The 12,099-nt window shown below is 54.7% G+C and carries 10 protein-coding genes; 3 read left to right on the top strand and 7 right to left on the bottom strand.

What is annotated here, in order from left to right; all coding sequences use genetic code 11:
* Nucleotides 1–75 precede the first annotated feature (75 nt).
* The 4 genes from mzrA to QMG90_RS18745 all read right to left on the bottom strand — a co-directional run bounded on the left by mzrA (nucleotide 76) and on the right by QMG90_RS18745 (nucleotide 3,566).
* Nucleotides 76–459, bottom strand: coding sequence for an EnvZ/OmpR regulon moderator MzrA (gene mzrA, locus QMG90_RS18760; protein ID WP_283281185.1), 384 nt, complete (start codon nucleotides 457–459; stop codon nucleotides 76–78).
* Nucleotides 449–1,123, bottom strand: coding sequence for a DedA family general envelope maintenance protein YqjA (yqjA, locus tag QMG90_RS18755; RefSeq protein ID WP_283281183.1), 675 nt, complete (start codon nucleotides 1,121–1,123; stop codon nucleotides 449–451). Before yqjA ends, mzrA begins: the two co-directional genes overlap by 11 nt.
* 243 nt (nucleotides 1,124–1,366) lie before the next feature.
* Nucleotides 1,367–2,143 carry a transcriptional regulator ExuR gene (exuR, locus tag QMG90_RS18750; RefSeq protein ID WP_283281182.1) on the bottom strand — a complete coding sequence of 259 codons (777 nt, stop codon included), beginning with the start codon at nucleotides 2,141–2,143 and terminating at the stop codon, nucleotides 1,367–1,369.
* Nucleotides 2,144–2,267: 124 nt separating this feature from the next.
* Nucleotides 2,268–3,566 (bottom strand): MFS transporter, encoded by a 1,299-nt coding sequence (locus tag QMG90_RS18745; RefSeq protein WP_283281180.1) that lies wholly within the window; start codon nucleotides 3,564–3,566, stop codon nucleotides 2,268–2,270.
* 470 nt (nucleotides 3,567–4,036) lie between these two features.
* Between QMG90_RS18745 and uxaC the strand changes: the two genes are divergently transcribed.
* A complete protein-coding gene (gene uxaC, locus QMG90_RS18740) occupies nucleotides 4,037–5,449 on the top strand; it encodes a glucuronate isomerase (RefSeq protein WP_283281179.1) in 1,413 nt (470 codons plus the stop codon).
* An 18-nt stretch (nucleotides 5,450–5,467) separates the two neighbouring features.
* Nucleotides 5,468–6,955, top strand: a complete 1,488-nt coding sequence (locus tag QMG90_RS18735) for a UxaA family hydrolase (RefSeq protein WP_283281176.1) — start codon at nucleotides 5,468–5,470, stop codon at nucleotides 6,953–6,955.
* 57 nt (nucleotides 6,956–7,012) lie between these two features.
* On the opposite strand, the gene sstT is transcribed toward QMG90_RS18735, so the two are convergent.
* The 3 genes from sstT to QMG90_RS18720 form a co-directional block, all read right to left on the bottom strand.
* Nucleotides 7,013–8,257, bottom strand: coding sequence for a serine/threonine transporter SstT (sstT, locus tag QMG90_RS18730; RefSeq protein WP_283281175.1), 1,245 nt, complete (start codon nucleotides 8,255–8,257; stop codon nucleotides 7,013–7,015).
* Between the two features lie 243 nt (nucleotides 8,258–8,500).
* Nucleotides 8,501–9,469 (bottom strand): TerC family protein, encoded by a 969-nt coding sequence (locus QMG90_RS18725; protein ID WP_283281174.1) that lies wholly within the window; start codon nucleotides 9,467–9,469, stop codon nucleotides 8,501–8,503.
* A 283-nt stretch (nucleotides 9,470–9,752) separates the two neighbouring features.
* Entirely contained in the window at nucleotides 9,753–10,751 is a 999-nt protein-coding gene (locus tag QMG90_RS18720; protein WP_283281173.1) for a Gfo/Idh/MocA family protein, read from the bottom strand.
* Nucleotides 10,752–10,960: 209 nt separating this feature from the next.
* On the opposite strand from QMG90_RS18720, the gene rlmG reads away from it, so the two are divergent.
* Complete coding sequence (gene rlmG / locus QMG90_RS18715; protein ID WP_283281171.1) at nucleotides 10,961–12,091, top strand: 23S rRNA (guanine(1835)-N(2))-methyltransferase RlmG; 1,131 nt, start codon at nucleotides 10,961–10,963, stop codon at nucleotides 12,089–12,091.
* Nucleotides 12,092–12,099: the final 8 nt, after the last annotated feature.

Here is a 12,099-nt window from a genome sequence, read left to right as displayed (position 1 = left end):
CTTCCGCATACAAAGCATAGTAACTATACGGTAAATCACCAAAAAACAGGGTGCGTTTCGGAATCCTCTAAGGATTCAGCCGAGACGGTGTGCGTTATCACGCAGGCGGGAAATCCACAGCGACGCGGGGGTGTCGTCGTCCAGTTGCGCCACGATATACCCCTGCGGCAATGAGCGATCCAGTACCTCTTTTGCCGCGCTGCTTTGCGCTCTGGAATCAAATTTAATCAGCAGAGTATCGTCTTTCGGCGTGATGCTTTTGAAGCGAATGCCGTTGGCGTCAAGGTGATGCCAGATGAAAAAACCATCCGGCATACTGGCGCCCTGACCCGACGGACGGATCGCCAGCGTCGATTCGTTATGCTGGAGCGCCACCCATAAACAGACGGCGAGCAGGAGCAGAATGACTGCGCCAGTACCGAGGGAAAACCAGCGCAAGGTATGGCGATTAATCACCATGATTGGTCACTTTTCCGTATTTCTTTTTCCACAAGACGATCAGCGAGCCGATCAGACCAAAGACCAACAGCACTACCGGCAGCAGCATCAGGCAGGACATCAGCGCGTCTTCGTACTTCTGGAAAACCGGCGTTTTGCCCAGCGCGAAGCCGAGTGTGGTGAGGATAAGCACCCATAGTAGCCCGCTCATCCAGTTAAAAAACTGGAAACGGGCGCTGCTCAGACCGGACAGCCCGGCGATGGTTGGCAGCAGGGTGCGGACGAAGGCGATAAAACGGCCAATCAGCAGAGCGGAAAGGCCATGTTTATGGAACAGATGGTGCGCGCGCTGGTGGTAATGCGCGGGGAGATGGGAAAGCCAGTTTTGTACGATTCGCGTATTGCCCAGCCATCGCCCCTGAATATAACTGAGCCAGCAGCCGAGACTCGCGGCGACGGTCAGCAGAATGATTGTGTGTGGATACCCCATCGCGCCTTTGGCGATCAGCACGCCAACCAGCACTAATAAACTGTCGCCTGGCAAAAAGGCAGCAGGCAACAATCCGTTCTCGAGGAACAGAATCATAAACAGCACAAAATAGAGCATGCCGATCATAGAGGGATTCGCCAGAGTTTCGAAATCCTGGTTCCATAACGCATGCAACAATTGGGTAAATAGTTCCATTCAGGTTTCCCGGTACATCGATTAACGTCGCGTTTGTAAGCCAGCAAAAACTGCCCCATGGAACGACAAAATGCATCTAATTGTAACAAAGCTGCTGAAGTTTCGTCAGAGATTTTGCAGTTTGTTGAGGAATGATTTTGCGGGTTGCCGGGAAACGTGGCGAGGGTTTTTACACAGGCTGACATTATATATATTTAACTGACGCGCAAGGCGAAGCGGCGTGCACGTCAGTCAGTAAAAGGTTTATTTCGCGCCACTGGCCGCTGTATCGAGATGAACCACCGGATTTTCCGCAAATAAGTAACGATCAGCATTGAATTCAAAATCGTCGCTGGTCTCGTTAAACAGCATCAGCTTGGTGTTTTCCAGGTGCTGCCACATCGCCAGTTTCGCCGCATGTGGATCTTTACGAATCAGCGCTTTAAGAATTTGATCGTGATCGTCGCACCAGTTATCAACGGTACGCAGATCAATATGATCGTGCAGTTTTTTCCAGTACGGGTTATGAACGCGCTGAGTCCACATTTTTTCCACGATAGCAGCCAGCGCGGTGTTCTGCGTGGCGAGCGCCACCTGAACATGGAACTGAAGATCCCATTCGGAGTCGCGGAAACATTTCTCTTTGCGCGCGTTCTCCTGGATTTCCATCAGTTTCATGATGTCCTGCTTGGTGACCTGCGTGGCGGCAAATTCCGCGATATTACTTTCAATGAGCTGGCGTGCCTGGAGCAATTCGAAGGGACCATAATTGGCGAACTCAAGAGATTCGTCCGGTGCCTGGTAATATTTAGGCTGGCTGGAAATCACGTGGATCCCGGAACCTTTGCGCACTTCAACGTAGCCCTCAACCTCGAGCATGATAATCGCTTCACGCACCACCGTTCGGCTGACGTTTTTCTCATCAGCAATAAAACGTTCAGCAGGCAGCTTATCGCCAACCAGATAAACTCCTTGCTCAATACGGCTTTTCAGCTCGGCAGCAAGCTGTTGATACAAACGGCGTGATTCTGTGACTTCCATATGCACTCCAGGCAAGGTACGGCACCATTGATTTGTTATACCACTTTTGTTGCCTGCGCTCCATTATTCTTGTCACGAAAAAGCCGTCATAAAGACGGCTTTTGTTGGGAAAACGCTGCGTTCGCTAGCTTTGCGTCGCGGTATCTCCCACACCACTATTCGGAATTTCCGCCGCCGGTTTGTTTTGCAGCACCGTCCAGATCACCAGCGCACCCAGCAGGTCAAACACCGCCAGCACAGCAAACAGCGGGCTGAAACCGAGGGTATCTGCCAGCGCACCGACCACCAGCGCGAACAGTGTACTGGCTGTCCATGCCGCCATCCCGGTCAGGCCGTTGGCGGTCGCCACTTCGTTACGCCCAAAGACGTCAGAAGAAAGGGTAATCAGCGCGCCGGACAGCGACTGGTGAGCAAAGCCACCAATACACAGCAGCATAATAGCGACGTACGGGCTGGTGAACAGACCAATCATGCCTGGGCCTATCATCAGCAGCGCGCCCATGGTCACCACCATTTTACGTGACACGATCAGGTTAACGCCAAACCAGCGCTGGAACAGCGGCGGCAGATAACCCCCGATGATACAACCAAGATCCGCAAACAGCATTGGCATCCAGGCAAACATGGCGATCTCTTTCAGGTTAAAGCCATATACCTTAAACATGAACAGCGGGATCCAGGCGTTGAACGTCCCCCAGGCCGGTTCTGCGAGGAAACGCGGCAGGGCGATACCCCAGAACTGACGGGTGCGCAGGATCTGCCATGGCGACATTTTCTTCGCATTGTTGGTCTGATGCTGCGCTTCCTGACCGCCGATGATGTACTCGCGTTCTTCTTCGGATAATTTTTTCTGATCGCGCGGGTGTTTGTAGAAAATCAGCCACGACATGGCCCATGCAAAGCTCAGCACACCAGAGATGATGAACGCCATCTGCCAGCTGTGCATTACAATCGCCCATACCACCAACGGCGGCGCAATCATCGCACCAATAGATGAGCCGACGTTAAAATAACCGACCGCAATCGAACGTTCTTTTGCCGGGAACCATTCAGAACTGGCTTTCAGACCCGCAGGGATCATTGCCGCTTCTGCCGCACCGACCGCGCCACGCGCCAGCGCCAGGCCGCCCCAGCTGCCTGCCAGGGCTGTCGCGCCGCAGAAGACGGCCCACAGAACGGCAAACATGGCGTAACCCACTTTGGTGCCGAGAATATCCAGCACATAGCCAGCAACCGGCTGCATAACGGTGTAAGCAGCGGAGTAGGCTGCAATGATGTATGAATACTGTTGGGTAGAGATGTGTAGCTCTTCCATCAGCGTTGGCGCTGCGGCCGCCACAGTGTTACGGGTCAGGTAACCCAGCACGGTGCCCAGCGTCACCAGTGCGATCATGTACCAACGTAACCCTTTAATTTTACGCATGTAAAACCTCATCGTTATGTTATATCCGCGTCCTGCGCGACCATCATCCATTCCAGGGCGAAGGAGGTGATGTAACGGTGGGCGAAGCCGAAAAAGATCCGCTACGGCCCGAACCTTGCCATCAGTGCTTGTGCTTAATTCGGTATCCGTACCGGTGAGTCCGATCAAATACGTATCGGAAATGCATTCCGTCGGCTTATAGCTTGCGACGGCAGAACGATAACTTGTCATACAACTTCAAAAGGTGAGTGACATCACAAATGCTGGATTCTTAATGTGGTCTTTCGGCCTGGTACTGTAAGCCAGAGCTGGCGCGGCTTCCTGAGTGGATTACCCCTTTTGAGGTGGTTTTTTTGTCGGGGTTTATTGATCTAACTCACGAAAAAATCTTCGGGAGCTGTAAATTGGTGTGATAACTTTGTCAGCATTACAGATAAACATCTGACGCACTCGTTTAGAGGAAGACGCAAATGACGCCGTTTATGACTGAAGATTTTCTGCTTGATACCGAATTTGCCCGCCGCCTGTACCATGACTACGCGAAAGACCAGCCGATTTTTGATTATCACTGCCATCTGCCGCCGCAACAGGTAGCTGAGAATTATCGCTTCAAAAACCTGTATGACATCTGGCTGAAGGGGGATCACTACAAATGGCGCGCAATGCGCACCAACGGTGTGCCGGAGCGTCTGTGTACCGGTGATGCTTCCGATCGTGAGAAGTTTGATGCCTGGGCGGCGACCGTACCACACACCATCGGCAATCCGTTATACCACTGGACGCATCTTGAGCTTCGTCGTCCGTTTGGTATTACAGGTAAGCTGCTTTCGCCGTCCACGGCGGATGAGATCTGGAATCAATGTAATGATCTGCTGGCGCAGGAAAAATTCTCCGCCCGCGGGATCATGAAGCAGATGAACGTGAAGATGGTCGGCACCACTGACGATCCTGTCGATTCACTGGAACATCACGCGGCCGTCGCCAAAGACAGCAGCTTTGATATCAAAGTGCTGCCAAGCTGGCGCCCGGACAAAGCCTTTAACATCGAACAGGCGACCTTCAGCGACTACATACACAAGCTGGGTGAAGTTTCTGACACTGACATCCGCCGCTTTGCCGATCTGCAAACCGCGCTGAGCAAACGCCTGGATCACTTTGCCGCCCACGGCTGTAAAGTGTCTGACCACGCGCTGGACGTGGTGCTGTACGCCGACGCGACCGACGCAGAGCTCGACAGCATTCTTGCCCACCGCCTGGCGGGCGGAACCCTGAGCGAGCACGACGTTGCCCAGTTTAAAACCGCAGTACTCGTCTGGCTGGGCGCAGAGTATGCCCGCCGTGGCTGGGTGCAGCAGTATCACATCGGCGCGCTGCGCAACAACAACCTGCGCCAGTTTAAACTGCTGGGGCCGGATGTAGGCTTTGATTCCATCAATGACCGCCCACTGGCGGAAGAATTGTCAAAACTGCTCAGCAAGCAGAACGAAGAAAACCTGCTGCCGAAAACCATTCTTTACTGCCTGAACCCGCGCGATAACGAAGTGCTGGGCACCATGGTCGGCAACTTCCAGGGCGAAGGCATGCCTGGCAAGATGCAGTTTGGCTCAGGCTGGTGGTTTAACGATCAAAAAGACGGCATGGAACGTCAGATGACACAGCTGGCGCAACTGGGTCTGCTGAGCCGCTTTGTCGGCATGCTGACCGACAGCCGCAGCTTCCTTTCCTATACCCGCCATGAATACTTCCGCCGTATTCTGTGCCAGATGATTGGCCGCTGGGTGGCGGCAGGCGAAGCCCCGGCGGATATCCAGCTGTTGGGTGAGATGGTACGAAATATTTGCTTTAACAATGCGCGTGATTACTTCGCCATTGAACTGAACTAAGCCCTGAGGTTGGTTGATATGCATTACATTAAGATCCATTCGCTGGATAACGTGGTTGTCGCGCTAGCTGAGATGGCTGAGGGCACTGTGGTGACGGTTGACGGGCAGACGGTAACGCTGCGCCAGAACGTCGCCCGTGGCCACAAGTTTGCGCTGCGTGAGATAGCGAAAGGGGAAAACGTCATTAAATATGGTTTGCCGATTGGCCATGCGTTGACGGCTATCGCGCCCGGGGAACATATTCACTCCCACAATACGCGAACCAATCTGAGCGATCTGGACGAGTATAGCTATCAACCTGAAACGCTGGCGGCCATCGCGCCGTCGGCGGATCGCGATGTGCAGATCTACCGCCGCGCCAGTGGCGATGTTGGCGTGCGTAATGAACTGTGGATCCTGCCGACAGTCGGCTGTGTCAACGGCATTGCGCGCCAGATCCAGAATCGTTTCCTGAAAGAAACCCACGATGCCGAAGGCACCGACGGTGTCTTTCTTTTCAGCCACACCTATGGTTGCTCGCAACTGGGTGACGATCATGTGAATACCCGAACCATGTTGCAGAACATGGTGCGTCATCCGAACGCGGGCGCGGTGCTGGTGATTGGCCTCGGTTGTGAAAACAACCAGGTCGACGCCTTCCGCGAAACGCTGGGTGAGTACGATCCTGAGCGCGTGCATTTTATGGTGTGCCAGCATCAGGACGACGAAGTGGAAGCGGGGCTGGAGCATCTGCACCAGCTATATGACGTGATGCGTCATGACGTGCGCGAACCGGGGAAACTCAGCGAGCTGAAGTTTGGCCTCGAATGCGGCGGTTCTGACGGGTTGTCTGGCATCACCGCTAACCCAATGCTCGGTCGTTTCTCCGATTATCTGATCGCTAACGGCGGCACCACGGTGCTGACTGAAGTGCCGGAGATGTTTGGTGCCGAACGTATTCTGATGAGCCATTGCCGTGATGAATCCACGTTTGAAAAAACGGTCACCATGGTGAATGACTTCAAACAGTATTTCATCGCCCATAATCAGCCGATTTACGAAAACCCGTCGCCGGGTAACAAAGCGGGCGGTATCACGACGCTTGAGGAGAAATCCCTCGGCTGCACGCAGAAAGCGGGATCAAGCGAAGTGGTTGACGTGCTGCGCTATGGCGAACGCCTGAAAACGCGTGGTCTGAACCTGTTGAGTGCGCCGGGCAACGATGCGGTGGCAACCAGCGCATTAGCGGGAGCTGGCTGCCACATGGTGCTGTTCAGTACCGGTCGCGGCACGCCGTACGGCGGTTTTGTGCCGACGGTGAAAATCGCCACCAACAGCGAGCTGGCAACGAAGAAAAAGCACTGGATCGATTTTGATGCCGGACAGCTGATCCACGGTAAACCGATGGCGCAACTGCTGGAGGAGTTTGTCGATACGATCGTTGATTTTGCCAACGGCAAACCAACCTGCAATGAGCGGAATGACTTCCGCGAGCTGGCGATCTTTAAAAGTGGTGTAACACTGTAAATCTGTTGCCGGGAAAATGTAGGCCGGGTAAGCGTTAGCGCCACCCGGCTTTTATTCTTAGCTATGTAATGCGTTCTTCGCCAGACGCTCATCTTCCGCCATACAGGCCGCCGCGGTGAACAGCACGTCAGTGGACGAGTTCAGCGCCGTTTCGCAGGAATCCTGCAATACACCGATGATAAAGCCAACTGCGACCACCTGCATGGCAACATCGTTCGGAATGCCGAACATGTTACAGGCCAGCGGGATCAGCAGCAGCGAACCGCCCGCCACGCCGGACGCGCCACAGGCACACAGCGAGGCCACCACGCTCAACAGCAGCGCGGTCGGGATATCCACCGGAATATTCAGCGTATGCACCGCCGCCAGCGTCAGCACGGTGATGGTGATGGCGGCCCCCGCCATGTTGATGGTTGCACCCAGCGGAATGGAAACAGAGTAGGTATCGCGGTCCAGATTCAGCTTTTCCGCCAGCGCCATGTTGACCGGAATGTTGGCCGCGGAACTGCGGGTGAAGAAGGCATACACGCCGCTTTCACGCAGACAGGTCAAAACCAGCGGATACGGGTTGCGACGAATGCGCCAGAACACCAGCAGCGGGTTGATCACCAGCGCCACCAGCAGCATGCAGCTTACCAGTACCAGCAGCAGTTGCGCGTAGCCCCACAGCGCATCGAAACCGGTGGTTGCCAGGGTCGATGACACCAGCCCGAAGATACCAATCGGCGCGAAGCGAATCACCAGTTTCACGATAAAGGTGACGGCGTTTGACACGTCATTCACCAGGTTTTTCGTGGTCTCGTTACCGTGGCGCAGCGCAAAGCCCAGGCCAACGGCCCACACCAGGATCCCAATATAGTTGGCGTTCAACAGCGCGTTGATCGGGTTTGCTACGGTGCTCATCAGCAGGTCACGCAGGACTTCCACAATGCCTGACGGCGGCGTGATATCGCCTGCACCGGTGGAGAGATGCAGCTCTGACGGGAACAGGAAACTGAACAGCACGGCGGTCAGCGCCGCGGAGAACGTCCCCAGCAGATAAAGAAAGAGGATCGGGCGAATACTGGTTTTCTGGCCCTGCTGGTGGTTAGCGATGGACGCCATGACCAGCATCAGCACCAATACCGGTGCAACGGCTTTCAGGGCGCCGACGAAGAGCGTACCCAACAGGCCTGTCGCTTCTGCGGCAGGTTTAGAGATCAAGGCCAGCAGAATACCGAGCACCAGACCAACGAGGATTTGTTTGACCAGGCTGCCTTGCGCGAGGCGCTGCAGCAGACCCTGGGGAGCGGATTGCGTCATGAATTGTTCCTTGAAAGATGTTGCGTTCCATCACGGTACGTACTCTGCTGTTACGTTTATGTCCGGATGTAAACAAAGGTGTTTGCCTGGTCGAGTATAGAGAAAGATTTCAGCGCTGAAAGCGAGAAATTCTGGATTTACTGCTTATGTCTAATTTTTAAAACTGCGGGATTGCCATCGCGCGCGATGCATGCAGGGGCATCTGTTGGCCCGGCGGCATTGCGCTGCCGGGCCATTCGGTGCTTATCTCAACGCCTTCTTTTTATCATTCAATCGGTTAACCACCGCGTTAATTGCCAGCGTGCCGATGAGAATGCCGCCAACCACGCCCAGCGAAACGGCAATTGGGATGTGGAAGAAATCGACGATCAGCATCTTGATGCCGATAAACACCAGGATCACCGACAGGCCATATTTCAGCATGGAGAACCGCTCCGCCACGCCTGCCAGCAGGAAGTACATCGCACGCAGGCCGAGGATCGCGAACAGGTTTGAGGTCAGCACAATGAACGGATCAGTGGTGACGGCGAAAATAGCCGGGATGCTGTCGACCGCAAAAATCACGTCGCTCAGCTCCACCAGAATCAGTACCAGCATCAGCGGTGTGGCGTACAACAGACCGTTTTTACGCACAAAGAAGTGCTCATTCTCAATCTTATCGGTCAGACGCAGATGCCCGCGCAGCCAGCGCACCAGCGGTTTATCGCCAATCCCCTCGTTGTCCTCTTTCGCCAGCGCCATTTTTACACCCGTAAACAGCAGGAAGGCGCCAAAGACATACAGCAGCCATGAGAACTGCGAGATCAGCCAGCTACCGGCGAAGATCATGATGGTTCGCAGCACGATCGCGCCCAGGACGCCATATACCAGCACGCGTCGCTGCAACGCCGCAGGAACGGCGAAGTAGCTGAACAGCATCAGCCAGACAAAGACGTTATCCACCGCCAGCGCTTTTTCAATCAGATAGCCGGTCAGGAAGGCCAGCGCCTGCGGGTCAGCGACCTCGCGCCCTTGTGTCGTCGCCAGATACCACCAGAAGGCGGCATTAAACAGCATCGACAGCGTGACCCACAATATTGACCAGCCTGCCGCCTGCTTCATTGACATGGCGTGCGCGCCACGGCGCCCCTGAAGCAGCAGGTCGATAGCCAGCATTACCACCACAACCGCGGCGAATCCGCCCCATAACATCGGTGTGCCGACACTATTCATAAACTTTCCTTTCTCTGACGTACGTACAAAAAAAACGGCTACCGTCGAAAGACGATAGCCGTTGCTAATTATTTGCACGGACCTCGCCTTTCGGCAAGGTCTCACTTACAACAAGAAAACCGGCTATTGCGCTGCGGTTTTCTTATTGCCCGGCAACCGGGTGTGGTTTTGCTCACACCGTAATGACGATCCACCGGCAAGGAAGTTACTCCCCTTTGCTCGTGACAAAATATTACAGGCCATTGATTCCGTCAATGGCCTGTAACAACTCATTTACTCAGCTTTACGCCAGCGCGTCGACGCTCAGATCGTCCGCCGGGAATTTGACGCCGGTCTGACGACGGATTTCCGTTAACAGCTTCGCGGTGGTACGGCTGACGGCGAGTCCCGGGTGGTTCACTTCACCGGTTTCGACCAGTCGGGCAAAGGTTTCTGCCTCGTACAGCATCGTATTAATGTGCTGCGGCTGGGTCAGTTCCTGCGCTTTTCCGCCGCGCGGAATAAAGCTCAGCTTCTGACATTCAGAAATTTTCTCGATCACCAGCGAGCCTGCTTCGCCCTGGATTTCGCTTGGCTGAACGGAATCGCTGACTTTCGAGTGGTGCAGGGTGACGTCGAAATCGCCATAATCGAGCACCACGGTGCCGTGGGCATCCACACCGCTCTCCAGTAGCGTCGCGCTGGCCTGAACGCCATGTGGTTCACCCCATAACGCGACGGCGGAGGCGAGGCAGTAGAAACCGATATCCATAATCGAGCCGTTGGAAAACGCCGGATTGAAGGTGTTCGGGTTTTCACCGTCCAGATAACGCTGATAGCGCGAGGAATACTGGCAGTAATTCAGAAACGCTTTGCGCAGCTTGCCCACTTTACTGAGGGACTGCTGTAACGTCAGGAAATTCGGCTGACTGGCGGTTTTGAAGGCTTCGAACAGCACCACCTGGTTTTCACGCGCGAGAGCGATGGCGCTTTCGACTTCACGCAGATTCGAGGCCAGCGGCTTCTCGCAGATCACATGTTTTTTATGGCGCAGAAACAGGCGCGTCTGGGGGTAGTGCAGCGAGTTCGGACTGGCAATATATACCGCGTCAATCGCATCACTTTGCGCCATCTCCTCAAGCGAGGTGAACAGATGTTCAACAAGGTAATCGTTGGCGAAAGTCTGCGCCTGTTCAAGGCTGCGGGAATAGACGGCGGTGAGCTTGTATTTGCCGGTTTCATGGGCGGCATCGACGAACTGTCGGGTGATCCAGTTCGTTCCAATGACAGCAAAACGTATCATAAACGTTCACGTACTCCGTAGCTGGGGATCTTTCGTCACTGTAGCATGCAATGATGACAAAACGAGTGCGCTATCACGCAGAACGATTTAATGAAAGGTGCCTCAGCAGGGTTTCAGGGTAGCCCTGCAAATAAGTCAGCATAAAAAAGGTTTACATATGTGGGTAATTAAGCGATAAAACGCGCGAATTTTAGCATCCCGGAGGGGCGATGAGCCAGGCAGAGTTAAACGGTGAGTTTTTCACGTTAGATCGTTTTCCACCCAATGTGGAGGATCCATCGTTACAGGCGTGGGACGCCGCCGATGAGTATCTGCTCCAGCAAGTGGGCGACACCGGGGGCCTGACGCTTATCTTTAACGACAGTTTTGGCGCGCTGGCCTGTGCACTGGCGGAACGCCATCCGGTCAGCATTGGCGATTCTTACATCGCCGAACTGGCGACCGGCCATAATCTGCGGATGAACGGCATTGACGAGTCCAGCGTGACGTTTCAGGACAGCCTGTCGCCGCTGCCGTCAGCCCCGGCGCTGGTGCTGATTAAAATACCGAAACAGCTGGCGCTGCTCGAGCAACAACTGCGCGCGCTGCGCGAGGTGGCGACGCCGGAAACCCGCATTATCGCCGGGGCGAAAACGCGCGATATCCATAATTCCACGATGGCGCTGTTCGAAAAGATCCTCGGCCCGACCACCACATCACTGGCGTGGAAAAAAGCCCGGCTGATCCACTGCACATTCAGTGCGCCTGTGCTTAATGAGGCTTCAGACATTTTCAGCTGGCCGCTCGATGGCACGGATTTCACGATTCATAACCATGCCAACGTTTTTTCCCGCAGCGGACTGGATATCGGCGCGCGGCTGTTTCTCCAGCATCTGCCGGAAGGGATTGACGGGGAGATGGTGGATCTCGGTTGTGGCAACGGCGTGATTGGCCTGCAATTGCTGGCGAAGAACCCGCAGGGGCGCGTGCTGTTTGTCGACGAATCCCACATGGCGGTGGCGTCGAGCCAGTTGAACGTTGAGCGCAATCTGCCGGAAGCGGTGGCGCGCAGCGAATTTATGGTCAACAACGCGCTGGCGGGCATTGAACCGGATCGTTTCGACGCGGTGTTCTGTAATCCGCCGTTTCATCAGCAACACGCGATTACCGATCACATCGCCTGGCAGATGTTCAACGATGCACGCCGCGCGCTGAAATATGGCGGGGCGCTGTACATCGTCGGCAACCGTCATCTGGACTATTTCCGCAAGCTGAAGCGCGTGTTTGGCAACTGCACCACCATCGACACCAACAACAAATTTGTGGTGCTGAAAGCGGTAAAAGTGCGCAAGACGCGGTAAGATTGCGC

This window comes from Trabulsiella odontotermitis, from assembly GCF_030053895.1.
Taxonomy (GTDB): domain Bacteria; phylum Pseudomonadota; class Gammaproteobacteria; order Enterobacterales; family Enterobacteriaceae; genus Trabulsiella; species Trabulsiella odontotermitis_C.
Note: the sequence above shows the minus strand (reverse complement) of the source record. Positions and strands in the feature narration are given on the sequence as shown.